Below are 24,426 nucleotides of genomic sequence, written 5' to 3'. Positions count from 1 at the left end.
TGCACACATCAGGGGCGGGCGCGTCGGGGGACGTCGGACTCTGCCGACGGCGATCTCAGGGAGCATGGCGATGACCGAGCAGCGGGTCGGGGGCGTCGCCTCCGGGGTCCCCGTCGAGGGGGGACCATCGCCGGCGTTGCCGACACCGGCAGCGCGGCGCCACAAGCGCATCCGGGGCCTCGACGGTCCCCGCGGGATCGCGTGTGTCTGCATCCTCGTCGTGCACGTCGCAGGCCACTACTCCGTGCACACCGCCGAGTCGGGCAAGCTGCAGATCCTCGGCCAGGCGCTCATCTTCTTCTTCGCGCTCTCGGGATTCCTGCTGTACCTGCCGATCCTGCGGGCCCTCTTCGCCGATCGCGACCGCCAGCCGGACGTCCGCAGCTTCGTCGTCCACCGCGTGCTGCGGATCATGCCGTGCTACCTCGTGGTGTTCCTCATCGCGAACTTCGTGCTGCAGGCGGTGTTCGTCCGTAATGCCCAGCAGGCCCTCGTGCTCGGCAGCGAGGCGGGGACCGGCATGATCACCGACCCGGTCACGTTCCTGGCCAACATCTTCCTGGTCCAGACCTACGTGCCCGGCCTGATCCAGACCGGCATCAATCCGTCGTGGTCGCTGACGCTGGAGTACGCCTTCTACATCAGTCTCCCGCTGGTGGGCTGGGGGTTGTTCGCGCTGCGGCGGCGTCGGGGCACCTCGCCGATGGTCCTGGCGCTGATCGCGCCGATCGCCTTCTGCGTCATCGGCGTGGTCGGCACGGCGGTCGCCGACGCGATCGCCCGCGCCCAGGGCATCGACGACATCGTCGCGGCGAACTTCGGGCCGAACTGGTCGGCCGTCATCCTGCGCAGCTTCCTCGGCGGCGCACAGACGTTCACCTTCGGCATGATCGCCGCGGTCCTCTTCGTCGCCGTCGAGTCCGGCGCGCTCTCCGCGCGCTTCGCGGTGTGGGCGCGGCGGGTCAGCGCGATCCTGCTGCTCCCCGCCCTGCTCGTCATGCTGGTGCTGCTGGTCCTGCCCAGCAACCAGCAGGTCGTCGCGACCTCGTTCGCCAGCGGCCTCATCATCGCGATCATCGTGCTGCCGCTCGCCCACGACGCCCGCTCACGCATCGCCGAGGTCGTCGACTGGAAGCCCTTCGAGTACCTCGGCCGCATCTCGCTGAGCATGTACCTGTGGCACTTCCCGCTGCTGATGCTGCTGGGCCGGTGGGGGGTGCTCGGCGGCGACACCTGGGCGGGGTTGGGCAGGAACCTTCTCATCGTCTTCGCCGCGACGGTCCTGTGCTCGGCGATCACCTACCGCTTCGTGGAGAAGCCCGCGATCGATCTCGCGAGGCGCGTCAAGACCCGCTGACGTCAGGACCCCGACACGGAGGTTCGTCACCGTCGTACAACTCATTCGCGTGAGCAAATCGTCGACTAATGTCTCCTCATCGAGGCTTGGGGATCCGCAGCGCACGGTGGCCGACGGCCGCCGCGGTGCGGGGTGCGCGGTGCCCGGCGGCGACGAGCAGCCGCCGCGCTGACCGCCTCGCTCCTCGTACTCGTCGCCACGGTGAGCGCCTGTTCGTCACCGCCCCGGCCGGACGCGACGATCCCGACGGCGGCCACACCGCTCGCCGCGCCGACACCGCTTGCCCCCGTCGGGGTGAGTGGTGGCACCAACCTCATCGGCTCCGACGCCGAGACGATCGACCGGTCGATGCGCGCCATGAACGATCTCGGGGTCTCGCTGCTCCGGATGGACATCGCCTGGCCCGCGGTCGAACCGGCCGACGGCGTGTGGAACTGGGGGCCGACGGACGAGGTGATCGACGCCGCGCGGCGTCACGGCATCGACATCCTCGGCATCCTCGACTACACACCGGCCTGGGCGGCGAACCGTCCGGGACCCATCGCCGAGCGGCCCGCATCCGCTGCGCGGTTCGGCGAGTTCGCCGCCGACGCCGCACGCCACCTCGAGGGCAGGGTCGACACCTTCGAGATCTGGAACGAGCCCAACGGCGGGTACTACTTCCGCCCCGGACCGGACCCCCGTGCGTACACGGCACTGCTGCGAGCGGCCTACCGGGGGCTCAAGTCGGTCGACCGGGGGATCACCGTGGTCGGCGGCGCGATCGCGACCGCCGTCGACAGCGACACCACCATGAACGGGTTGCGGTTCCTCAGGGGCATCTACGCCGCCGGGGGGCGCGGGTACTTCGACGCGCTGTCGGTGCACCCGTACTCCTACCCGGCCTCCTTCAACTCCGACCCGCACGACCCCGACTCGGCGATGCGGATGGTCGCCGACATGTATGCCGTCATGCGCGCGAACGGGGACGCCGCGAAGAAGATGTGGGCCAGCGAGATCGGGTATCCGACGACCGGTGACCTGCCCACCGATCCACAGGCGCAGGCGCAGGTCGTCGTGCAGTCGGTCGCGCAGTGGTCGCAGCTGTCGTACGCCGGCCCGGTGATCGTGCACGAGCTGCGTGATCGACGGTCGGGCAGCCCCGACAAGGAGGACACGTTCGGGATCCTGCACACCGACTTCTCGCCGAAGCCCGCCTACGACCGGTTGCAGACCCTGATCCGTCGCGGTGTCGTCGACGACGAGGTGCACCAGCGGGTGGTCGCGGCCGCGGCCACCGGCGACGCCCGGGTCGGCGGGGCCGTGACGCCCTGGTACCGCGAGATGTCGCCGCGCGGCATCCCCGTCGTCCGCCAGGAGTACGCCGGCGGCGCGGTCACCTGCGCCCGCGACGACTGCTACGCGTCGCCGGCCCCGGTCGTCGACTACCTCGCCGACCAGCGTGCGGTGCCGGACGGGCCCTTCGTCGACGGCCGTCAGTCGGCGCGCGGCATCCGGCCGATGACGGTGTTCTGGACACCGTCGACGGGCGTGCACGGGCTGGCCGGTGACATGCTGGACGCATGGCGACCCGAGTACGGATTCCCGACGACCGACGAGTACGTCGACGGCGACACCCGCGTGGTGCGGTGCACGAACGCCGTGATGCGTAAACCGTTCGGAGAGCCGGTGCGGGTGCAGGTCTCGTGACCCGCGCGCTCCGGTGGGCGCTCGTGGCGGTCGCCGTCCTCGTCGTCGCCGTGGTGGCGGTGGGGGCCGTCGTCCTGTGGCCCGTCTTCTTCCCCGACGAGCCGGACCTGCGGGTGCCCGGTGGGTCGACGCCCGGGTCGGTGGTCGCGGCGTCCGAGTACGGCGATCTGACCGTTCCCATGAAGCTGGTCCAGGCCAAGGGCGCCAGCGTCACCTACATGTCCACCGATCCGGACGGGAAGCCGATTCGTGTCACCGGCACCTCGTTCGTGCCCGGGGGGACGCCGCCGCAGGGCGGGTGGCCGGTCGTCGCGCTCGCCCACGGGACGACGGGGATCGACGAGGCGTGCGCGCCGTCCCGATCACCGGAGCTGGGTGGTCTGCTGACCATCGCCCAGTCGCTCGTCGGCGCGGGCTACGCGGTCGCCGTGCCCGACTACCAGGGCCTCGGGGCGCCCGGGGTGCACCCGTACCTCGACTCGGTCACCGCGGGGCGCGATGTCCTCGACGCGATCCGCGCGACGCGGACGGTGTTCGGCTCGGTGTCGCCGCGGTGGGCCGGCTACGGGTCGTCGCAGGGCGGCGGCGCGATCTGGGCGGCGAACGAGGAGAGCGCCTCGTACGCACCGGACCTGCGGCCGCTCGGCGTCGTCGCGGCCGCGCCCGCCGCCGACGTCGTCGGTCTCGTCGACAAGTCGCTGGCCGGCACGCTCACCTCGGACCAGGCGCCGTCGTTGCAGCTGTTCATCGAGGCGGCCGCACGATCACACCCCGACATCGTCCGCGACGACTACCGCTCGGCCCGCGCGGCGCGGCTGTGGGACACGCTCTCGTCCTGCAGCGGAGCCGCGGCGGCGCAACGGCCCGCCGCGATCGCGGCGCTGCGGCCCGGCGACATCATGCCGCGGTCGACGGAGGCCACCACGCGCCTGACGGACCTGCTCGAGTCGTACGCGTTGCCCAAACGCACCGCGTCGGCGCCCATGCTCGTACTCTTCGGTGACGCCGACACCTTCATCGACCCCGCGTGGACGCGGGACGCGGTGCGGCGAGCCTGCGCCCTCGGCGACACGATCGAGTCCTCGGAACAACCGGGCAAGGGCCACGCCGACGTCGACATCAGCTCCGCGCTGCCGTGGCTGCGGGATAGGTTCGCGGGCACGCCCGCCCCGACGAACTGCGTGCGATGACCACGACGTCCGATCCCGGCGCCGAGGCCACGACCACCACACGCAGTGCCGCCAAGGCCGAACGGCGGCGGGAACTGCTGACCGCGGCGGCCGCGCTGATGGCTCGTCGCGGGTACGCGTCGGTGCGGTTGGAGGACATCGGGGCGGCGGTCGGCGTCAGCGGACCGGCGATGTACCGGCACTTCGCCAACAAGCAGGACCTGCTCGCGCAGATGCTGACCGAGATCTCCGTGCGGTTGCTCGACGGTGGCACGGCCGTGGTCGCCCGCACCGAGGACCCCGCGCGACGCCTCGCCGAGCTCGTCGACGTGCACGTCCGGTTCGCGCTCACCGAGCCCGACCTCATCACCGTGCAGTCCCGCGACCTCGCGGCGCTCGACGAGGGCCCGCGTGCCACGGTCCGTCGCCTGCAGCGTCGGTACGTCGATCTCTGGGCCGACACCGTCGTCGACGTGACCGGGGTGGACCGTCGGGTGGGTCTCGCCCGCGCCCACGCGGTGTTCGGTCTCATCAACGCCGCGCCCCGCATGCCGGAACTCGGGGACGAGGTGGCCGCCGCCCAGCTCGCCGCGATGGCCCGCGCAGCCCTCACCGCGGGGTAACGCCGTGGCGGGACCGGACGATCACCATGACGAGCCGCGCGAGGCGGCGATGTCTGCAGGGGGAGGACGTTCGATGACACGGCCAGGCCGCGCGCCGACGACCCGACGCCTGCGGGGGGTCTCGCGCCGCGACATGTCCGCCGTCGCGCGCGCGGAGTTCGTGCAGCCGCGATCGCAGAACTGGCTCTACCAGTACGCCGCGCGGGTCCGGGTGCTCGACTTCGCCGTGGTGGTGACCGCGGTGATGGTCGCCCTGGTGGCGCGATTCGGCTACGACCTCGTCCACACGCTGGGCCGGTACCGCTGGCCCGCCGTCGCGATCGCCCTGCTCATCGCGGTCGGCTGGTTCGTGATGCTGCGGGTCACGCAGAGCTCGGACCGTCGCGTCCTGGGCAGCGGCCCCACCGAGTACAGCCGGGTCCTCACCGCGACGCTGACCACGTTCGGTGTGCTGGCGATCGTCGACCAGTTGATGGTGCTGAGCGTCGCCCGGGGGTTCCTGGCCGTCGCCTTCCCGCTGGGGGCGGCGTTGCTGGTGCTGTCGCGGTGGCTGATGCGGCGACACGTCGCCCGGATGCGGCGCGCGGGCCGGTACCTCGAACGTGTCCTCGTCATGGGTGGGATGCGGTCGGCGCAACTGCTCATCGAGCGTCTCGACGCGAACCCCGAGCTCGGCTACGAGGTCGTCGGGATGTGCCTGCCGGTCGAGAAGCCCAGCGACCCCGAGATCGTCCAGTCGGGCGGTCGGGTCATCCCGGTGTTCGGTGACTTCTCCGACGCCCGGACAGCGGTCGCGCTGTCGGGCGCGACGACCGTGGCGGTGACCTCGGCCGAGGTGCTGGGGCACTCGGCGATGCGCGAACTGTCCTGGGACCTCGAGGGCATGGACGTCGACATGCTCGTGTCACCGGGGGTGACCGACGTCGCGGGCCCGCGCATGATGGTCCGCCCCGTGGCCGGCCTGCCGTTGCTGCACATCGACAAGCCCGCCTACGAGGGCGCCAACCGGTTCCTGAAGTCCGCCTTCGACCGCAGCGTCACCGCGGTGCTGCTGGTGCTGCTGTCGCCGGTGATGATCGCGTGCGCGATCGCGGTGAAGCTGTCGTCGCCCGGGCCGGTGTTCTACCGCGGCGAGCGGATCGGGCTGGGCAACGAGCCGTTCCCGATGTGGAAGTTCCGGTCGATGGTGGTCGGGGCCGACCTGCAGCGTGCCGCGCTCACCGATCGCGACAAGGGCAACGACGTGCTGTTCAAGATGGCCGACGACCCCCGCGTCACCCGCGTCGGCCGGGTGCTGCGGCGCTACAGCCTCGACGAGCTCCCGCAGCTGTTCAACGTCATGGGCGGGTCGATGAGCCTCGTCGGACCGCGCCCGCCGCTGCGCGAGGAGGTCGAGACCTACGACCACATCGTCACGCGGCGGATGCTGGTGAAACCGGGGATCACCGGACTGTGGCAGGTCTCCGGCCGCTCCGACCTCTCGTGGGAGGAGTCGGTCCGTCTCGACCTCACCTACGTCGAGAACTGGTCGATCATGCAGGACATCATCATCCTGTGGCGCACGGCGAAGGCCGTCGTGTCGCGCGACGGCGCCTACTGAGACCCGACGGCGCCGTCACACCGCGCGCCGGCGGCTGACCGGCGCGCTGCCGGTCCCGCGGACCACCCGGAGGACCAGGGCCAGCGGGTCGTCGGCGACGCCGAGCGCGTCCCGGAAGTCACGGTCGACGGCCCCCAACTGCTGTGCCCAGTCGGGGCTGATCGCCTCCCGGTCGGCGTCGTCGCGGGCGTAGACGGCGATCGGCTGGGTGACACATACGCCGAGGCCGGCCGCGGTCGCCGCGATCCACACCGCCTCGGCGACGTCGCCGGCACGTGCGAAATCGTCGACGGACCACCCGGCGGCCGTGACGACGACGAGAGCCGAGGCCGACGCGACCACCGCCGCGGTCGGCGCACCGAGCCCCTGCCCGGCGTCCCACGCGGCCAGGTGCGCCATCACGTCCCCGCGGGTCAGCAGGGGCACCAGCGCACGGGCCGCCGTGGGCAGACCCAGTGCGTGCGCATCGATGCCGGTGGGTGCGACCTCGCCCGGGTGGCGGATCGCCGCCGCCCATTCGCCGTGCACGCCGGGCACCAGGTGACGGACACGTGCGTCCACACCGAGGACCGCCGCGGCGCGGTCGATGCGGTCGCGGTCGGTGACGACGCGCACGGTGCCGGCCGTGGTCGACGCTTGCAGCGCATCGACCTCGGCGGGGGACAGCGGTGAGCCGTCCCCGGCCTCCCGTGTGCTGCGGCGCGCGAACACGGCCGCGGCGCCGTCGATCGCACCCGGCGTCGGTTCGGTCCGGTCGTCGGACAGGGCGATCCGCGCGGAGTCACCGGCGATCGCGACCGACGTCGACCGTCCCCGCGCCCGGGCCGCCACGGCCATGTTGCGTGCGGCGGCGCCGATCGTGACCGCCGACGCGCGCCCGGCGACGTCGCCGAGCGTCGACCCCGCTCCCGGGGTCCGGGTGATCTCGACGGTGTCCTCGGAGCGCCGGATCGTCCACGGCTGCAGGTTGTACGGCGACGGTGCACGGGCGGCCGCGAAGGCGACGACCTCGACGTCGGACATCTCCTGAGCCCGGGCGGCCGGATCGGGCTCGTACGACACCGTCGGTCGCTCCGTCTCGGTCAGCGGGTCCACGAGGTCGTCGAGACGGGCATCGAGGTCGGCACGGATCCGCCCCGACGGCAACGGATCCCGGCGCAGCAGTCGCCGCAGCGCGGTCGCGACCGTCGCCCCACCCAGGGCGACGTCACCTCCGAGCTGCGGCCACGTCGAGAGGGTCCGGCCGACCTCGAGTACCGAGGCGCCCATCCGGGACGTCAGACGCCGTGCGTCGAGAAGCGTTGCGGCGGCGGCGATCAGGGTCGCCGGGTCGAGGACGCCGTCGGTGTCGACGTCGTCGAGCAGTCCGTGGAACAGGGGGCGGTCGGGCTCGACGTCGAACCGCTCGACGTCGAGCACCCCGCCGTCACTGGTCTCGCACAGCACCGGGATGCGCCGGTCGCGAGCACGTCTGCGCAGCAACACCTTCGCGGCGAACGAATCGCATTCCTCGACGACGACGTCGAGACCGTCGAGGAACTCCTCGACGGTCGACTCGTCCACGGCGGCGGGCAGGATCTCCACGCGCAGATAGGGATCGATCTCCGCGATACGGCGTGCGGCGACCACCGCCTTGTTCACCCCGATGTCGAGAACGGTCGCGGGGACACGGTTGAGGTTGCCCAGGTCCAGCTCGTCGAGGTCGGCCAGGCGCAGTGTCCCCGCCAGCCCCTCCAGGGCGATCGTGTGCGCCACGGCGTGGCCGACGCTGAGGCCCACCACGCCGACAGTCGTCTCGGCCGCCCGCTGCTGCTCGTCCAGCGTGATCTTGTTGCGGTTGCGGTCGAGGCGGACCCGGCGGAACGCGCGCGGGCCCAGCACGTGTACGACCGTGCGACGCCAGGGCATGTGGACCCAGCGGGAGGTCTCCTCGAGCACCGCGTCGTCGGGACGGGGGAGGCAGGCGTGCAGCGCCTCCCGTTGGCGTTCGAGGGTGTCGACGACCTCGATCGCGGGGTCGGCGCGCAGCGTCGCGAGCCGCTCCGCGTCCGTCGGGTTTGCCGGATCGAGGATCTCGGCCACGGCCGACGTGCGCATGCTGTTCGGGGCCATGAGATTGCCTCTTCCGTCCACTGTTCGTTAAATGGTGGTGGGGGGTGTCGGGGAACGACTTCGCGTTGTCGTATCTCGATCACGATCGTGAATTCAGTTCGCGATCAACGACTTTGAATGAGCGATCACCGATTCCGTCCATCTGGCAGCAATTGTGACGATAGACGAGAAGAGGTGCGTCATGGTGACGACCACGATGCCGCCGACGGCGTCGCTCATGCGGTCGCGGCTCGCATCCGCCGGCCGCGTGGACATCGACGACCCACTCACCGGAGCCCGCGTCGCGGTCGCCGTGCCGGACGGCGACCCCGTCCTGTGGCGCCGGTACCTCGACGGCGCGCGGGCGGTGTACGGCGCGCACGGTGTGGGGGCCGCACTCGACCACGACGCCGTGGTCGACGGGGCGGACACCACCGTGTTCTTCGCGATCGTGGACGACGGGGACGTCTGTCGCGGGGGCCTGCGCGTGCAGGGCCCCTACGGCCGCGTCGACGAGACCCACGCACTGCGGGAGTGGGACGGCTCGCCCGGTCGCGGCGACCTGGTCCGCGCGGTCGGGAGTCGTCTCGACGACGGCATCGTCGAGACCAAGACGGCCTGGGTGGACCCCGCCGTCGACGATCCCGCGGCGGCGGCGGATCTGCTCGCGCGGATGGCCCTGCCGATCCTGGTCGTGACCGGGGCGCGGCACCTGATGGCGACGTCGGCCGACCATTCCCTGCGCCGGTGGACCTCCAGCGGTGGGCGCATCGACGAGTCGGTGCCGGCGACGTCGTATCCCGACGAGCGGTATCGGACGCGCCTCATGTGGTGGGACCGCGAGACCCTCGACCGGACCGCGGCGCCGGACGTCGTCGCGGCCATGCGTCGCGAGGTCGACCTGATGGCCGAACGTGTCGGGATGGCCGCGGCGGCGGCCTGAGGGGGCGTCAGCGGGGCGTCGGGGCGAACATGCGCGGTGGTTCCGCGTCGCCGGCGACGTAGTGGATCGGCGACGTCGACAGGCACACCACACGGTTGCGCCCTGCGCTCTTCGCGACGTAGACCCACCTGTCCGCGAGATGGGTGAGGTGGTCGACGACGTCGGAGATGTTCGTGGTGCCCGTCCGTGACACCGACAGCGGCGCGGCCACGCCGCCCAGGCTGACCGTGACCGCGGTCGTCGCCGACACGGTGGTCCGGATGGTCTCGGCGGCGTCGCTCAGCGCGGCCTGACCGGGCACCGAGCACAACACCACGAACTCCTCGCCGCCGAAACGGCCGATGAGGCTGCCGCGCGGGGCCGATCGGAGGATGGCGCGGACGGTGTCGACGAGGACGGCGTCGCCCGCGGCGTGGCCGAGTCGGTCGTTGATGTCCTTGAAGTGGTCGACGTCGATCAGGAGGAACCCGATCTGCTGCCGGGCGTCGGCGACCTCGCCGAGGAAACCGCCGCTGCGGGCGAGGAAGCCCCGGCGGTTGAGCAGGCCGGTGAGGGGGTCGGTGTCACCGAGGACGGCGTAGCGCTGCATCGACACCTCGAGCGAGCTGCGCAGGGCCGAGACGATGAACACCGGGATGACGACGTTGGCCACGCCGGATCCCGACCGCACCAGCATCCCGACCACCGTCGAGGGCGTCATGAACGCGACGACAACGGCGCAGATGATCGCGATCACGGCGAACATGATCACGACCCGCCGCGACGACGACATCGCCGCGATGGCGGGGATGGCACCGAGCAGGGTCATCACGACACCCGAGCTGACCGGGTCGCTGACGGCCCAGGCGCCGACGGCGATGCCGACCATCCCGATGAGCCCGAACACGGTGAACAGGCGGTCGGAGAGTCGGCCGACGACGAAGGTCGTGGTGAAGACGACGACGGTGAACACCCACACGGCGACGAGCGGGACGAGACCGCCCTCGCGGGTCAGACTCCTGTCGAGGATGGCGAACAGCGGCAGCGGCAACGACCCGGCCGTCGAGAGGAGCACCGCGGCCGAGCGGCCGTCGAAGCGACGCCACATCCGGTCGAACCCACCGTCGCGGGGTCCGCCCCGGCGTGGCGACGATCCCCGCCGGGGACGCCGAAGTCGGTTGCGGGGTGGGATCAGAACCGGGGGGACGACGTCGGACGACTCGCGCGACGAGCGCGGCGGGTCGGTCCGAGCGGGGTGCACCACGACATCATGCCCGGTCGGAGGGGTGATCGGTGAGGGGCCAGGTGTAGTCGCGGTGATGCATCACAATGCTGCACCGCATGCAGATCCAGATCCGCTGTGGTGGATCGCAGCGGTTGTCCCACCCGACGAGCATCCGACGGGCCCCCAGGCGGTGGCCGCGCGGGCAGTGGGACGGGAAACGTTCGACCAGCGGACCCATGACACACCTCGCGACTCGGCCCGCGACGAGTGCGTCCGATTCTACGGACGGCGCCGACACGACCCCGGCCGCGCCAGGTAGAACACGTTCCATTTCCGGTCGATCGTGACTAGTGTCACCGGCAGACGGCGCTGTGAGGGCAGACGCGTCGAGAGTGATGGAGGAAGCGATGAGGACCAAGGCCGCGCTGCTGCGGGAGTCGAACACGCCGTGGCAGATCGAGGAGGTCGAACTCGGCGACCCGAAGGCGCACGAGATCAAGATCCGGATGGAGGCGGCCGGGATGTGCCACTCCGATCACCACCTGGTGACCGGTGGCATCCCGATGGCCGGGTTCCCCATCCTCGGCGGGCACGAGGGCGCGGGTGTCGTGGAACAGCTCGGCGAGGGCGTGACCGACTTCGAGGTCGGCGACCACGTCGTGCTGTCGTTCATCCCGTCCTGCGGCAAGTGTCCGTCGTGCAAGGCGGGCCTGGCCAACCTGTGCGACTTCGGCGCCATGCTCCTGCAGGGGGAGGCGGTGTCGGACAACACCTTCCGCATCCAGACCCCGGCTGGGGAGAACGTCTACCCGATGACCCTGCTCGGCACCTTCTCGCCGTACATGGTGGTGCACGAGGCGTCGGCGGTGAAGATCGACAAGGACATCCCGTTCGAGGTCGCCGCGCTCGTCGGCTGCGGCATCCCGACCGGCTACGGCTCCTCGACGCGCAGCGGTGACGTCCGCCCCGGCGAGGACGTGGCGATCGTGGGCGTCGGTGGTGTCGGCACGGCGGCACTGCAGGGCGCGATCATCGCCGGTGCCCGCAACGTCTTCGCGATCGACCCGGTGGAGTGGAAGCGCGAGCAGGCCATGAAGTTCGGCGCGACGCACACCTTCGCCTCCGTCGAGGAGGCGGCGATGACGATCGCCGAGGTGACGCAGGGTCACATGGCGCACAAGGTGATCGTCACCGTCGGCGAGGTGCACGGCAAGGACGTCGACCTGTGGATGGGGATCACCGCCAAGGCCGGCACCTGCGTGCTCACCGGCATGGGCAACATGATGGAGAGTGACGTCACCCTCAACCTCGCCATGCTCACCCTGCTGCAGAAGCGACTGCAGGGCACCATCTTCGGCGGCGCCAACCCCAAGCTGGACATCCCGCAGCTGCTCTCGATGTACAAGCTGGGCAAGCTCAACATCGACGACATGATCACGCGGCAGTACCGCCTCGACCAGATCAACGAGGGCTACCAGGACATGCTCGAGGGTCGGAACATCCGCGGCGTCATCCGCTACACCGACGAGGACCACTGATCCCGCCGCCGGCGGAGCATCACTGATCAGATCTGATCTGATGGGGGAGTGAGCGCTCTCGACTCCCTGGACGACTGGCCCGTCGACGCGGTCGCCGCCGCGGTGGTGACCGGCGACGGGTCGCTCGTGTCCACCCACGGCGACCTCGACGCCCGCTTCGCCCTCGCGTCGGTCACGAAGCTGCTCAGTGCGTTCGCCGTCGCGATCGCGATCGAGGAGGAGGCCGTCGCGCCGACCGACCCCGCGGGTCCGGAGGGGTCGACCGTCGAGCACCTGCTCGCCCACGCCTCGGGTCTGGCGTTCGACGACGAGACGGTCGAGGCCGGCGTGGGGGAGACGCGGATCTACTCCAACGCCGGGTACGCGGTCCTCGCCCGTCATCTCGAGGAGGCGACGGGGATCCCGTTCCCCGACTACCTGCGTGACGCGGTGTGCGGGCCGCTGTCGATGTCGGCGACGTCGCTCGACGGCCCCGCCGGGCACGGGGCGACGTCCTCGGTGGCCGACCTCGCCCGGTTCGCCGGGGAGTTGCTCGCACCACGGTTGCTCGCGGGGTCCACCCACGAGTCGATGACCACCGTGCACTTCCCGGGACTGGAGGGTTTCGTCCCCGGGTACGGCAAGCACCGCCCGAACGACTGGGGTCTGGGTCCGGAGATCCGTGGCGAGAAGTCGCCGCACTGGACCGGGGCGCAGAACTCGCCCCGCACCGTCGGCCACTTCGGCCAGTCGGGGACGTTCCTGTGGGCCGATCCCGATCTCGACGCCGCGTGCGTCGTGCTCACCGACCGCGCGTTCGGCGCATGGGCCAAGCCGCTGTGGTCGGAGTTCTCCGATGCCGTCGTCGCCGAGCTGCGCGCATAGCACAGAACACAGGAACCACTGGCGCAACACCCGCACCGTGAGGCACAATGACACCGCACGGGTACGCCACGTGGACGCCAGGTCGTTGGGGAAGACGATCCTCGTCGAATCCACGGAGGGTGGGAAACCGGTGCGCAGACTCGAACAGTTCGCGGACGTGACGACGGGCGTGGTGTACATCCACTCGTCGCCCACCGCACTCTGCCCGCATGTCGAATGGGCTCTGTCGTCGACCCTCGACGCCCGGGCGAATCTCCGGTGGTCGGCCCAGGAGGCCGGTCGCGGGCTCCAACGTGCCACCGTCGACTGGACCGGGCCCGTCGGGACGGCCGCACGCCTCGCCTCGGCGCTGCGGGAGTGGCCCGTGCTCCGGTTCGAGGTGACCGAGAACCCCAGCGACGGGGTCGACGGCGAACGCTACTCCCACGTACCGGGTCTCGGTCTGTGGCGCGGCTCGATGAGTGCCAACGGAGACGTCGTGGTCGGCGAGATGCAGTTGCGCTCCATGATCGACGCCGCCCCCGACGCGATCGGACTCGCCGGGCGTCTCGACGCCGCCCTCGGCACCGCCTGGGACGAGGCCCTCGAGCCCTACCGCCTCGGCGGCGCCGGCGCCGAGGTCACCTGGCTGCATCAGCGCGTGGGCTGACGCCACGCGGGGGTGATCAGCGCATGGGCTGACGCCACGCCCTCCCGACCTGCCCCACGAAGAAGGGCCCCGGACCAGTGGTCCGGGGCCCTTCTCACGTGCTCAACCGGTCACAGCGGGATGTTCTTGTGCCGTCCGCGCCGAGCCGGTGCCGAGGCCAGGGCCTCGGCGATGATGCTGCGGGTCTTCGCCGGGTCGATGATCTCGTCGACGACGCCGATCGACTGCGCGCGACCCACGCCACCGGCGATGGCCTCGTGCTCGACGGCGAGACGCTCGTGCAGAGCCTCGCGCTCGTCGTCGGCCGCGGCGGCCAGCGCCTTCTTGTGGAGGATGCCGACGGCCGCCTTCGCGCCCATCACGGCGACCTCCGAGCCGGGCCACGCGAACACCGCGGTGGCGCCGAGCGCACGCGAGTTCATGGCGATGTAGGCGCCGCCGTAGATCTTGCGGGTCACCAGGGTGACGCGCGGGACGGTGCACTCGGCGAACGCGTGCAGCAGCTTCGCGCCGCGACGGACGACGCCGCTCCACTCCTGGCCGACACCGGGCAGGTACCCCGGGACGTCGGTCAGGACGATCAGCGGGATGCCGAACGCGTCACAGAGCCGGACGAAGCGCGACGCCTTCTCGGCGCTCTCCGAGTTGAGGCACCCGCCCATCCGCAGCGGGTTGTTGGCGATCACGCCGACGCTGCGGCCCGACAGGCGACCGAAGCCGACGACGATGTTCGGCGCCCACTTGGCCTGGATCTCCTCGAACGAGGAGATCTCGGTCTCGCCGTCGGCCGCCGTCTCGCGGTCGAGGAGGGCGTCGACGATCGGGTGCACGTCGTAGGCGCGACGGTTCGACTCCGGCAGCAGGGCCTTGAGGTCGGTGTCGCCGGCCTCGGCGCGCTGGCGGCTGAAGTGACCCTGCTGGCTGAACGTCGCGACGAGACGTCGGGCACGCCACAGGGCGTCCGGCTCGGAGTCGGCGGTGATGTGGCTGACGCCCGACTTCTTGCCGTGCGTCAGCGGACCGCCGAGCGACTCCATGTCGATCTGCTCACCGGTGACGCTCTTGACGACGTCCGGGCCGGTGACGAACACGCGGCCGGCCGGCGCCATGATGACGATGTCGGTGAGGGCCGGCCCGTAGGCCGCGCCGCCGGCCGCGAAGCCGACGACCACCGAGATCTGCGGGACGTAGCCCGACGCGCGGACCATCGCCTCGAAGACCTGGCCGACGGCGTGGAGTGCCTCCACGCCCTCGGCGAGGCGCGCTCCGCCGGAATGCCAGATGCCGACGACCGGTGCCTGCTCGGCGATGGCGGTGTCGATCGCGTTCACGATGTGCGCGCACCCCACCACACCCATGGCGCCGCCCATGACGGTGCCGTCGGTGCAGTACGAGATGGTGCGCACGCCGTTGACCCGCCCGACGGCCGCCTGCACGCCCGACTTGTCGCGGGGGTGCAGCAACGACATCGAGCCCTCGTCGAAGAAGTTGGTCAGGCGCAGGATGGGGTCCCGCGGGTCCACGGTCTCCTCCGTCGAGGTGATCGGTGCCATTGTGGTCATCTGGTCTCCTAGCAGTTCCGGCGGAGTCGCCCCCGCACCCAGGTCGTGGTCAGTACCGACCGAAGGCGAGCGCGACGTTGTGCCCACCGAATCCGAACGAGTTGTTGAGCGCGTACTCGATGTTCCCGTAGCGCGGCTCACCTGCGACGACGTCGATGTCGCATTCCGGGTCCTGGTTGTCGAGGTTCAGCGTGGGCGGGATGACGCCCTCCTCGACGGACTTGACGGTCAGGACGGACTCCAACGCACCCACGGCACCGATCGAGTGTCCGAGCGCCGACTTCGGTGCGTACACCGAGACGTGGTCGCCCAGAGCGGCGTTGATGGCCAGTGCCTCGGCGGTGTCGCCGATGGATGTCGATGTCGCGTGTGCGTTGACGTGCGTGACGTCGGACCGGGAGATCCCTGCGGTCTCCATCGCCCGGGTCATCGCACGTGCCGCGCCCGTCCCCTCGGGGTGGGGCGCGACCAGGTGATAGCCGTCGGAGGTGATGCCGGTGCCGAGCAGGCGCGCGTGGATGTGCGCGCCGCGGGCCCGTGCGTGGTCCTCCCGTTCGAGGACGAGCAGGGCGGCGGCCTCGCCGAACACGAAGCCGTCCCTGTCCTTGTCGAACGGACGGGACGCCGCACCCGGGTCGTCGTTGCGCGTGCTCATCGCCCGCATCATCGCGAAGCTGGCGATCGGCACGGCGTCGATGAAGCCCTCGACACCACCGGTGACGACCATGTCCGCGTCTCCGAGGACGATGTGCCGCCACGCGTGGGCGATGGCCTCCGATCCCGAGGAGCATGCGGAGACCGGGGTGATGACGCCCGCCTGGGCGCCCACGTTCAGGCCGATGACCGCGGCGGGTCCGTTCGGCATGGTCATGGGCACCGCCAGCGGCGACACCTTCCGGTAGTTCTTCGTCCCCGTCATCGCGTCGTGTGCCGCGATGAGTGCGTCCCCGCCGCCGAGACCGGTGCCGAGAACGACCGCGAGGCGGTCCTTGTCGACATCCGGCTCGCCGGCCTGCTCCCACAGTCGCTTGCTGAGCACGTGCGCCATGCGCTCGACGTAGCTCATGCGCCGTGCCTCGACGCGCGACACCTCTTCGGTCGGATCCTTCACCAACTTGCCACCGATGCGGACCGGGAGGTCGTACTCGGTGATGAACTCGTCGGTCAGCGCCTTGATGCCGGTCTCACCGGCGAGCAGGCCCTTCCAGGTCGAGTCGAGGTCCTCGCCGACGGACGTCGTGGCGACCATCGAGGTCACCACGACGCTGGGGAAGTTCCCGGCCGCGGTCGAGTACTCGCGAAGAGAGGAGGTCAATTAGGTCACTCAGCCTTCTTGGCGGCGTCCACCTGGGCCTGGATGGCCGCAGCGGCCTCGGGGTTCTCGGCCTCGAGCTTCTGGATGTAGGCCACCGCGTCGCCGACCGTCCGCAGTCCGGCCAGGTCCTCGTCGGGGATCTTCACGCCGTACTTGTCCTCGGTCTGGACCGCGATCTCGACCATCGACAGCGAGTCGATGTCCAGGTCGTCCACGAAGGACTTGTCGATCGTGACCTCGGAGGGCTCAATACCGGTGACCTCTTCGATGATCTCCGCGATCCCGGCGATGAGTTCTTCCTGAGTCGCCACTGCGTGGCTCCCTTCATGTTCGTCGTTGTCGAGCTGTGAGTTCCGGAGCGATGCGCTGCATCGTTTGGACGGGCGTGTCACGCCTTCCGGGTGTCCCCGCAGGTGCGGGGACCTCTATCCAAGTTCTGTGACCCCGTCGAGGTCGTCGGGGGTCTTGCAGGCCCGCGTCGGCACGCCCTTGAGCTCGCGCTTGGCGATGCCCACCAAGGTGCCCGCCGGGGGGAGCTCGACGAGGGCGGAGACGCCCATCTCGCGCATGGTCGCCGAGCACAGGTCCCACCGGACCGGGTTGGTGACCTGGGCGACGATGCGGTCGAGTGCCTCGCGGCCGGACGACACCGGTCGGCCGTCGTAGTTGGAGAGGAGCACGGCGGTGGGCTCCTGCGGCGTGATCGACGCAGCGGCGGCCGCCACGGCATCCTGTGCCGGCGACATGAAGTGCGTGTGGAAGGCCCCCGCCACGGACAGTTTACGGGTCCGGGCCTTCTCCGGCGGATCGGCGAGCAGGGCGTCGATCGCCTCGACGCGACCGGCCGCGACGATCTGGCCGACGGCGTTGCGGTTGGCCGGGACGAGCTCGAGCTCGGCGAGGCGGGCCAGGACCTGCTCCTCGTCGCCCCCGAGCACGGCGGCCATCGTCGTCGGTTCCAGCGCGCAGGCCTTCGCCATCTCGCGCCCGCGGATCGCGGCCAGGCTGACGGCCTCGTCGCGGGTGATGACACCGGAGATCGCCGCGGCGGCCAGCTCCCCGACGGAGTGACCGGCGACGACGAGGTCGGAGGGCAGGTCGATGCGCTTCGTCAGCTCGTCGTGGGCAAGGAGCGCGGAGACGACGACGAGGGGCTGGGTCACCGCGGTGTCGGTGATCTCCTCCGCGGTCGCGGTGGTGCCGAGACGGGCGAGGTCGAGTCCGGTGGACTTGGACCACGTGGCGACCTGGTCGGCCGCGCCAGGGAGGTCGAGCCAGGACTCGAGCATCCCCGGGGTCTGCGAGCCCTGTCCGGGCGCGAGCAACGTGAGCACGTGACTACAGAACACCCTGAACCTGTGTCATGTGGCTGTCGGAGCCGATGAACCTTCGTGGCGCTATTTGTAGGGATCCGACAAAGGACAGTCGTGGTGTGTCCGGTTCGTCATCGACTCGCAACTCGTGATATAGAACAGCGCCGATCACGGCTACGTATGAAAAGCTCCACCAAATTGTGACTGGTGTTACTCGAGGTGCTCAAGTCAACGTTCTGTGTCGGTCTCGTGCTAGCCGACCGACCGTTGCGGCCACTCGCAGGACATACGCGTCGCGCGGGTTGGTCGGGTCCCGACCGGTCACCTCGGCGATGCGTTTTAGTCGGTATCTGACAGTATTCGGGTGGACGAACAGTTCCCGCGCGCACGACTCCACGGACCCCCCGGAGTCCAGGTAGGCATCCAGGGTGCTGGTGAGTGTGTCGCCTCCCTTGCCCAGTGGCGTTACCAGGAAGTCGTTCAGGGTCCGCACGGCCGCCGCGTCACCCAGCAGTGCCCGCTCGGGGAGCAGCTCCCAGCTGTGCACCGGACGGGGCGCGCCGGGCCAGCCCGCGACCGCCTCCATCCCGGCCAGCGCCTCCGCGGCCGAGCCGTGCGCCGCGCCCAGGTTCGGCGTCGTGTGCCCGATGACGACCGGCCCCTCGGCGAAGTGCGTCAGCAGCTCCTGGACGAAGTCCTGACCCGACGACATGTCGCCGCTGAGGATCGCGACCAGGAGCGTCCCCTGCACCACCGACAGCGCGGCCCGGTCGTGCTTGCGGGCCGTCGTGTGGATGGCCAACGGCACCGACACGTTCTGCTCCGGCGGCGGGTAGCCGACGACGACGGTGGCGGTCGCGTCGGCGTCCCAGTTGAGCGCGGCCGCGCGCGAGAGCAGCGTGGGTCCGGTGTCACCGCGGACCACGGCGTCGACGACGAGCGCCTCGAGCCGTGAGTCCCAGGCGCCGCGCGATTCGGCGGCCGAGGCGTAGATGGCCGCGGCGGCGAACCCGATCTCCCGGCCGTAGCGCAGGACCGCCTCGGTCAGCGCACGCAGCTGCGCGTCGTTGCGGGCGAGCAGCGGCAGCCACTTCTCGAAGAACTCCATCGCGACGCGGACCATCTCGACCGACTGCAGGAGCGTGATCCGGCGGGCGAGATCCTGTGGCACCGCCTGGAACGCCTGGACGGTGAACTTGAGGTTGCCCTCCGGGTCCTGCAGCCACTCGACGAAGTTGACCACCGCGGTCTGCACGACCAGTTGCACCGAGGCGCGCTGCTGCGCCTCGAGGTCCTGGAAGTACGGCAGCTGGTCGGTCATCGAGTGCACGGCCTCGGTGGCCAGTCGTCCGCTGTACTGCTTGACCCGCTTGAGCAGCGTGTCCGGCAGCGCCGCGTGCACGTCCGCCGGCGCCGGGACGCGGGCGCCCTGGGCGCTGAGCGGATCGCCCGGCGGATGATCGGTCGGCGTCGACGAGGTCTCGCTCACCAGGACACACTAGATGCCGGTGCCGGTGGCGAGACCTCGTTCACGCTGACCACGACGAGGTTCGCGATCACGAACCCGACGCGTACCGGATGTCGCCGCTCGTCACGCCACCCCGGGGTCGCTCGTCTGCTCCGGCGCCGCGAGAACGTCGGTGATGGCGTACTTCTCGGCCGCCTTCGCCGCGACGGAGTGGTCGATGTGTCCCTCGCGGGCCAGCGCCAACAGCGTCGCCACCACGATCGACTCGCCGTCGACGTTGAAGAACCGTCGCGCGGCCGGGCGGGTGTCGGAGAACCCGAAGCCGTCGGTGCCGAGGGTCAGGTACGTCCCCGGCACCCACGCGCGGATCTGCTCGGGCACCGCGCGCATGAAGTCGCTCACGGCGACGAACGGGCCCTGTGACCGCGCGAGCGCCGTCGTCACGTAGGGCTCGCCGTGCTCGCCGTCGGGATCGCGCAGGGCCGACCGCTCGTGCTCCACGCCCTCGCGGGCCAGCTCGTTCCACGACGTCACCGACCACACGTCGGCCGCGACGTCCCACTCGTCGGCGAGCATCTCCTGCGCCCGCACCGCGTCGGACATGGTGACGCCCGAGACGAGGATGTTGGCGGGGTACTGCTTCTCGCCGGCCGCCGGGTGGCAGCGGTAGATGCCCTTCAGCACGCCCTCGACGTCGAGGTCGTCGGGCTGCGGCGGCTGCACGATCGGCTCGTTGTAGACGGTGATGTAGTAGTAGACGTTCTCCGGGTCCTCGCCGTACATCCGACGCACACCGTCGACGACGATGTGTGCCATCTCGTAGGCGTAGGCCGGGTCGTACGCCACCACCGCGGGGTTCGACGCGGCGAGCAACAGCGAGTGCCCGTCGGCGTGCTGGAGCCCCTCACCGGTCAGGGTGGTGCGCCCGGCGGTCGCGCCGAGCACGAAGCCCCGCGCCATCTGATCGGCCGCGGCCCACAGGCCGTCGCCGGTCCGCTGGAACCCGAACATCGAGTAGAAGATGTACAGCGGGATCATCGGCTCGTCGTGGGTCGCGTAGGACGTCCCCACCGCGGTGAACGACGCCGTCGAGCCGGCCTCGTTGATGCCCTCGTGCAGGATCTGACCGATCTCGCTCTCCTTGTAGGCGAGCATCAGGTCGGCGTCGACGGAGGTGTAGAGCTGCCCGTTGCGGTTGTAGATCTTCAGCGACGGGAACCACGAGTCCATGCCGAAGGTGCGGGCCTCGTCGGGGATGATCGGCACGACGCGCTTGCCGATCTCCTTGTCGCGCATCAGTTCCTTGAAGATGCGCACCAGCGCCATGGTCGTCGCGACCTGTTGCTTGCCCGAGCCCTTGGCGGCGGTCTTCACGATCGGCTTCGGGTCGACCGTCAGCGCCTTGCTCGTCGTGCGGCGCCGGGGGAGGAACCCGCCGAGCGTCTTGCGGCGGTCCAGCATGTACTGGATCTCCGGCGCGTCCATCCCGGGGTGGTAGTACGGCGGGAGGTACGGATCCTTCTCCAGCTCCTTGTCGCTGATCGGGATACGCGTCGAGTCGCGGAAGTCCTTGAGGTCCTCCAGGGTCAGCTTCTTCATCTGGTGCGTGGCGTTGCGCCCCTCGAAGTGCTTGCCCAGCGTGTAGCCCTTGATGGTGTGGGCCAGGATCACGGTCGGCTGGCCCTTGTGCGACATCGCCGACGCGTACGCGGCGTGCACCTTGCGGTAGTCGTGCCCACCGCGCTTGAGGTTCCAGATCTGGGCGTCGGTGAGGTTCTTGACCAGTTCCTTGGTCCGCGGGTCGCGACCGAAGAAGTGCTCGCGGACGAAGGCGCCGTCGTTGGCCTTGTAGGTCTGGAAGTCGCCGTCGGGGGTGGTGTTCATCAGGTTGACCAGGGCGCCGTCGCGGTCGGCGTGCAGGAGGGCGTCCCACTCGCGTCCCCAGACCACCTTGATCACGTTCCACCCGGCGCCCCGGAAGAACGACTCGAGCTCCTGGATGATCTTGCCGTTACCGCGGACCGGGCCGTCGAGTCGCTGCAGGTTGCAGTTGATGACGAAGGTCAGGTTGTCGAGGCCCTCGGTCGCGGCGACGTGCGCGAGGCCCCGCGATTCCGGCTCGTCCATCTCGCCGTCGCCGAGGAACGCCCAGACGTGCTGCTCGGAGGTGTCCTTGATCCCGCGGTCGTGCAGGTAGTGGTTGAACCGCGCCTGGTAGATCGCGTTCATCGGGCCGATGCCCATGGACACGGTCGGGAACTGCCAGAAGTCGGGCATGAGGCGGGGATGCGGGTACGACGGCAGGCCGCCGCCCTCGCCGGCGTGGCTGTGCTCCTGGCGGAACCCGTCCATCCGGGCCTCGTCGATGCGGCCCTCGAGGAACGCGCGGGCGTAGATGCCGGGGGAGGCGTGGCCCTGGATGAAGATCTGGTCGCCACCGCCCGAGTGGTCCTGCCCGCGGAAGAAGTGGTTGAAGCCGACCTCGTAGAGCGCGGCCGACGACGCGTAGGTGGAGATGTGTCCACCGACGCCCACGCCCGGTCGCTGCGCGCGGTGCACCATGATCGCCGCGTTCCAGCGGATGAAGGCGCGGAACCGGCGCTCGACCTCCTCGTCACCGGGGAACCAGGGCTCGCTCTCGGTGGGGATGGTGTTGACGTAGTCGGTGGAGGTCAGGGCCGGGATCGACACCCGGCGCTCGCTGGCACGCTCCAGCATCCGCAGCAGCAAATAGCGCGCGCGACCCGGCCCGGCGTTCTCGAGCAGCCCGTCGAACGAGGCGAGCCACTCGTCGGTCTCCTGCGGGTCGATGTCCGGGAGATAGGAGGCGACCCCCTCCCGGATGACCCGGACGCGCTCGCTGCCGGAGGTCGACGACGCCGGGCTGATCTGCTGTGTCACTGGTGGTGGGCTCCTCGTGTCCTCACGGCGGTGGTGTGCCGGTCGTGGTGCGTGCGGGCCGACTGGGTGCGCCGACCTCCTCGACCCCGCGCGCGACGGGTGTGTCGGAGCGAGGTACGTCACCAATCGTGCCGTATGTGACCCGGCCCGGCACACGATCCCCCGGGTCCGCGGACGTGGTGTCTGCCATGTTGTCGGTGCAGGACGGGCTGGGGCAGGATGCGCACCGTGTCGACAGCCGTCCGCCCCCGTGTCACCGCGCGCCTGTGCGCAGCGCTGGCGGCGGCCGCGGTGTGCGCCACCGTCGCCGGATGCGCCGACGCGGTGAGCGGGACGGCACGGGTGGACGCGTCGGACGTGGGCGCCTACCGCGCAGCCGTGTCGTCCGCGGCCGCGGCGTCGGCCGAGAAGGAACGCACCGACGCCGACTACGCGGTGTGCTCGACGTCGACGACGGCGGCCGGCCAGATGCTGTCGGCCTACAACACCTTCGTCACCGCGCTCAACCGGACTCAGGACTACGGGGCGCTCGCAGGCAAGGACCTCGCCGCCGCGACAGCCCTCGACCGTGGCGTCGGCACGATCCGTGGCGCCCTGCGACCGACGAACAGCGAGGCGGTCCGTGCCGCCGCGTCGACCCTGGCCGACCGGTCGGGGGTCCTCGCCGGTGTCGTCCGGGCCAAGGGCCGCGGCGAGCTGAACGCGGCGTCGGGCGGTTTCCTGCAGGCGCGCGACGGCCTGCTGGCCACGTGCCGTCCGTTCTCGGCGGGCGCCACCGTCGCGCCGTCCGGCTCGCCGGCGCCCTCGACGTCCGGCACCGCCCCCCGCTGACCGTGGCGTCGAGGTCAACGCCCCAGCGCACGGCACATCGAGACCGTGTCCCGGCTTGCATGTTGGCCGGACACACTGTTGTCTGGTCACAACCGCCGGACCCGTCCGGTGGCGGACGGTCGGTGTCGACAGAGGAGGTCTCCCGCGGTGGTTGCCGCGCACGGTAATCGGGCCGAGGCGCTCGGGTTCAGCTCGGGCATGGTGGTTCAGGAACTCGGGTGGGACGAGGACACCGACGACGACCTGCGCGCGGACATCGAGGAGCTGATCGGCGGCGATCTGCTCGACGAGGACTCCGACGAGGTCATGGACGTGGTCATCCTCTGGTGGCGCGAGTCCGACGGTGACCTGGTCGACGCGCTGATGGACGCGATCGGGCCCCTCGCCGACGACGGGTACGTCTGGGTGTTCTCCCCGAAGACGGGCACCGACGGCTACGTCGACCCAGCGGAGATCGCCGAGGCCGCCCCAACGGCCGGCCTCACGCAGACCTCCGCGATGAACCTCGGCGACTGGTCGGGTTCGCGGCTCGTGCAGCCCAAGGCTCGCGCGCCGCGCAAATGACGCTGGATTCCTCGTCACCGGTGTCGACCGAACAGACCATTCCCGCCTCGTCGGGTCCGCTCGAGCCGGGCACGCGTGCCCCCGACTTCGAGCTGCGGGACCAGAACAACCAGCGTGTCGCGCTCAGTTCGTTCCGGGGCCACAAGCGCGTGGTCGTCGTGTTCTTCCCGCTCGCCTTCACCGGCACCTGCGAGGGCGAGCTGGGCTACCTCCGCGACCACCTGCCCGAGTTCGAGAACGACGACTCCGTGCTGCTCGCGGTGTCCGTCGGGCCACCGCCCACCCACAAGGTGTGGTCGTCACTGCAGGGGTTCCTGTTCCCGATCCTGTCCGACTTCTGGCCCCACGGTGCGACGGCCATGGAGTACGGGGTGTTCAACCCGCGCAGCGGCTACGCCAACCGTGGCACCTTCGTCGTCGACCTCGAGGGCGTCATCACCTACTCGCAGATGGTGGGCCCCGGCGAGATGCGCGACGACACCGTGTGGACCCGCGTGCTCGACGAGCTGGGCGGCTGACCCCTCCTCTGCGAGGATTTCCGCCACGCCGCCCGCGGCACTACATTCGTTCCTCGGCATGCGGTCGCGACCCGTGCCGTCGGCGCGTATAGCTCAGCGGTCAGAGCTCTGGTCTTACACACCAGCGGTCGGGGGTTCAAATCCCTCTGCGCGCACCGATAGACGCAGGTCAGCGTCACGGAGCATCGGAAGGTAACACTTTCGGGTAACACTCCAGCTAGGCTGAC

Annotated in this window: 20 protein-coding genes and 1 tRNA gene; 13 read left to right on the top strand and 8 right to left on the bottom strand. The window is 70.5% G+C overall.

What is annotated here, in order from left to right; translation table 11 throughout:
- Nucleotides 1–70 precede the first annotated feature (70 nt).
- The 5 genes from LX12_RS19605 (at nt 71) to LX12_RS19585 (ending at nt 6,438) form a co-directional block, all read left to right on the top strand.
- Nucleotides 71–1,357, top strand: a complete 1,287-nt coding sequence (locus LX12_RS19605; protein ID WP_253656273.1) for an acyltransferase family protein — start codon at nt 71–73, stop codon at nt 1,355–1,357.
- A 132-nt stretch (nt 1,358–1,489) separates the two neighbouring features.
- Nucleotides 1,490–3,046, top strand: coding sequence for a beta-galactosidase (locus LX12_RS19600; RefSeq protein ID WP_253656272.1), 1,557 nt, complete (start codon nt 1,490–1,492; stop codon nt 3,044–3,046).
- Nucleotides 3,043–4,236: a lipase family protein gene (locus LX12_RS19595; RefSeq protein WP_253656271.1), complete on the top strand. Its 1,194-nt coding sequence runs from the start codon at nt 3,043–3,045 to the stop codon at nt 4,234–4,236. The genes LX12_RS19600 and LX12_RS19595 overlap by 4 nt, the downstream gene beginning before the upstream one ends.
- Entirely contained in the window at nt 4,233–4,838 is a 606-nt protein-coding gene (locus tag LX12_RS19590) for a TetR/AcrR family transcriptional regulator (RefSeq protein WP_253656270.1), read from the top strand. The genes LX12_RS19595 and LX12_RS19590 overlap by 4 nt, the downstream gene beginning before the upstream one ends.
- A gap of 73 nt (nt 4,839–4,911) precedes the next feature.
- The gene (locus tag LX12_RS19585) at nt 4,912–6,438 is read left to right on the top strand and encodes a sugar transferase (protein WP_253656269.1); all 1,527 of its coding nucleotides are present in this window, start codon (nt 4,912–4,914) and stop codon (nt 6,436–6,438) included.
- 15 nt (nt 6,439–6,453) lie between these two features.
- Here the strand turns inward: LX12_RS19585 and LX12_RS19580 are convergent, their stop codons facing one another.
- Nucleotides 6,454–8,550 carry an Rv1355c family protein gene (locus tag LX12_RS19580; protein ID WP_253656268.1) on the bottom strand — a complete coding sequence of 699 codons (2,097 nt, stop codon included), beginning with the start codon at nt 8,548–8,550 and terminating at the stop codon, nt 6,454–6,456.
- 181 nt (nt 8,551–8,731) lie between these two features.
- On the opposite strand from LX12_RS19580, the gene LX12_RS19575 reads away from it, so the two are divergent.
- Entirely contained in the window at nt 8,732–9,472 is a 741-nt protein-coding gene (locus LX12_RS19575; protein WP_253656267.1) for a hypothetical protein, read from the top strand.
- A gap of 7 nt (nt 9,473–9,479) precedes the next feature.
- Here LX12_RS19575 and LX12_RS22080 read toward each other — a convergent pair whose 3' ends face one another.
- Nucleotides 9,480–10,559 (bottom strand): GGDEF domain-containing protein, encoded by a 1,080-nt coding sequence (locus tag LX12_RS22080; protein WP_301284826.1) that lies wholly within the window; start codon nt 10,557–10,559, stop codon nt 9,480–9,482.
- Nucleotides 10,560–11,083: 524 nt separating this feature from the next.
- Between LX12_RS22080 and LX12_RS19565 the strand changes: the two genes are divergently transcribed.
- From LX12_RS19565 to LX12_RS19555, 3 genes are all read left to right on the top strand, one after another.
- Entirely contained in the window at nt 11,084–12,214 is a 1,131-nt protein-coding gene (locus tag LX12_RS19565; protein ID WP_253656266.1) for an NDMA-dependent alcohol dehydrogenase, read from the top strand.
- 48 nt (nt 12,215–12,262) lie between these two features.
- Complete coding sequence (locus tag LX12_RS19560; protein WP_253656265.1) at nt 12,263–13,078, top strand: serine hydrolase domain-containing protein; 816 nt, start codon at nt 12,263–12,265, stop codon at nt 13,076–13,078.
- 130 nt (nt 13,079–13,208) lie between these two features.
- Nucleotides 13,209–13,727: a DUF3145 domain-containing protein gene (locus LX12_RS19555; protein WP_253656264.1), complete on the top strand. Its 519-nt coding sequence runs from the start codon at nt 13,209–13,211 to the stop codon at nt 13,725–13,727.
- Nucleotides 13,728–13,837: 110 nt separating this feature from the next.
- Here LX12_RS19555 and LX12_RS19550 read toward each other — a convergent pair whose 3' ends face one another.
- The 6 genes from LX12_RS19550 to aceE all read right to left on the bottom strand — a co-directional run bounded on the left by LX12_RS19550 (nt 13,838) and on the right by aceE (nt 22,286).
- On the bottom strand, nt 13,838–15,289 hold the full coding sequence (locus LX12_RS19550) for an acyl-CoA carboxylase subunit beta (protein WP_253656263.1): 1,452 nt from the start codon (nt 15,287–15,289) through the stop codon (nt 13,838–13,840).
- A gap of 49 nt (nt 15,290–15,338) precedes the next feature.
- Nucleotides 15,339–16,604 carry a KasA/KasB family beta-ketoacyl-ACP synthase gene (locus LX12_RS19545; RefSeq protein ID WP_301284825.1) on the bottom strand — a complete coding sequence of 422 codons (1,266 nt, stop codon included), beginning with the start codon at nt 16,602–16,604 and terminating at the stop codon, nt 15,339–15,341.
- A 5-nt stretch (nt 16,605–16,609) separates the two neighbouring features.
- Nucleotides 16,610–16,915, bottom strand: coding sequence for a meromycolate extension acyl carrier protein AcpM (gene acpM, locus LX12_RS19540; protein ID WP_253656262.1), 306 nt, complete (start codon nt 16,913–16,915; stop codon nt 16,610–16,612).
- Between the two features lie 114 nt (nt 16,916–17,029).
- Nucleotides 17,030–17,938, bottom strand: coding sequence for an ACP S-malonyltransferase (locus LX12_RS19535; protein WP_253656261.1), 909 nt, complete (start codon nt 17,936–17,938; stop codon nt 17,030–17,032).
- Between the two features lie 202 nt (nt 17,939–18,140).
- A complete protein-coding gene (locus LX12_RS19530) occupies nt 18,141–19,406 on the bottom strand; it encodes a PucR family transcriptional regulator (protein ID WP_253656260.1) in 1,266 nt (421 codons plus the stop codon).
- Nucleotides 19,407–19,508: 102 nt separating this feature from the next.
- The gene (gene aceE, locus LX12_RS19525; protein WP_253656259.1) at nt 19,509–22,286 is read right to left on the bottom strand and encodes a pyruvate dehydrogenase (acetyl-transferring), homodimeric type; all 2,778 of its coding nucleotides are present in this window, start codon (nt 22,284–22,286) and stop codon (nt 19,509–19,511) included.
- Nucleotides 22,287–22,514: 228 nt separating this feature from the next.
- Here aceE and LX12_RS19520 point away from each other — a divergent pair, with 228 nt between their 5' ends.
- The 4 genes from LX12_RS19520 (at nt 22,515) to LX12_RS19505 (ending at nt 24,354) form a co-directional block, all read left to right on the top strand.
- Nucleotides 22,515–23,117 (top strand): Rv2240c family protein, encoded by a 603-nt coding sequence (locus tag LX12_RS19520; protein ID WP_253656258.1) that lies wholly within the window; start codon nt 22,515–22,517, stop codon nt 23,115–23,117.
- Between the two features lie 147 nt (nt 23,118–23,264).
- Nucleotides 23,265–23,681 (top strand): DUF3052 domain-containing protein, encoded by a 417-nt coding sequence (locus tag LX12_RS19515; protein WP_308214039.1) that lies wholly within the window; start codon nt 23,265–23,267, stop codon nt 23,679–23,681.
- Complete coding sequence (locus LX12_RS19510; protein ID WP_253656257.1) at nt 23,678–24,199, top strand: peroxiredoxin; 522 nt, start codon at nt 23,678–23,680, stop codon at nt 24,197–24,199. The genes LX12_RS19515 and LX12_RS19510 overlap by 4 nt, the downstream gene beginning before the upstream one ends.
- A gap of 82 nt (nt 24,200–24,281) precedes the next feature.
- A tRNA-Val gene (locus LX12_RS19505) sits at nt 24,282–24,354 on the top strand.
- Nucleotides 24,355–24,426: the final 72 nt, after the last annotated feature.

Source organism: Williamsia serinedens (genome assembly GCF_024171725.1).
Taxonomy (GTDB): Bacteria; Actinomycetota; Actinomycetes; order Mycobacteriales; family Mycobacteriaceae; genus Williamsia_A; species Williamsia_A serinedens.
The sequence above is the reverse complement of the archived record's forward strand: the minus strand, read 5'-3'. Positions and strand labels throughout refer to the sequence as shown.

Bases quoted from the DNA above. Each gene is read 5' to 3' on its own strand.
- LX12_RS22080 (WP_301284826.1), bottom strand. From the start codon at position 10,559: ATGTGGCGTCGCTTCGACGGCCGCTCGGCCGCGGTGCTCCTCTCGACG.
- LX12_RS19605 (WP_253656273.1), top strand. From the start codon at position 71: ATGACCGAGCAGCGGGTCGGGGGCGTCGCCTCCGGGGTCCCCGTCGAG.
- LX12_RS19510 (WP_253656257.1), top strand. From the start codon at position 23,678: ATGACGCTGGATTCCTCGTCACCGGTGTCGACCGAACAGACCATTCCC.
- LX12_RS19565 (WP_253656266.1), top strand. From the start codon at position 11,084: ATGAGGACCAAGGCCGCGCTGCTGCGGGAGTCGAACACGCCGTGGCAG.
- LX12_RS19585 (WP_253656269.1), top strand. From the start codon at position 4,912: ATGACACGGCCAGGCCGCGCGCCGACGACCCGACGCCTGCGGGGGGTC.
- LX12_RS19580 (WP_253656268.1), bottom strand. From the start codon at position 8,550: ATGGCCCCGAACAGCATGCGCACGTCGGCCGTGGCCGAGATCCTCGAT.
- LX12_RS19575 (WP_253656267.1), top strand. From the start codon at position 8,732: ATGGTGACGACCACGATGCCGCCGACGGCGTCGCTCATGCGGTCGCGG.
- LX12_RS19550 (WP_253656263.1), bottom strand. From the start codon at position 15,289: ATGACCACAATGGCACCGATCACCTCGACGGAGGAGACCGTGGACCCG.
- LX12_RS19590 (WP_253656270.1), top strand. From the start codon at position 4,233: ATGACCACGACGTCCGATCCCGGCGCCGAGGCCACGACCACCACACGC.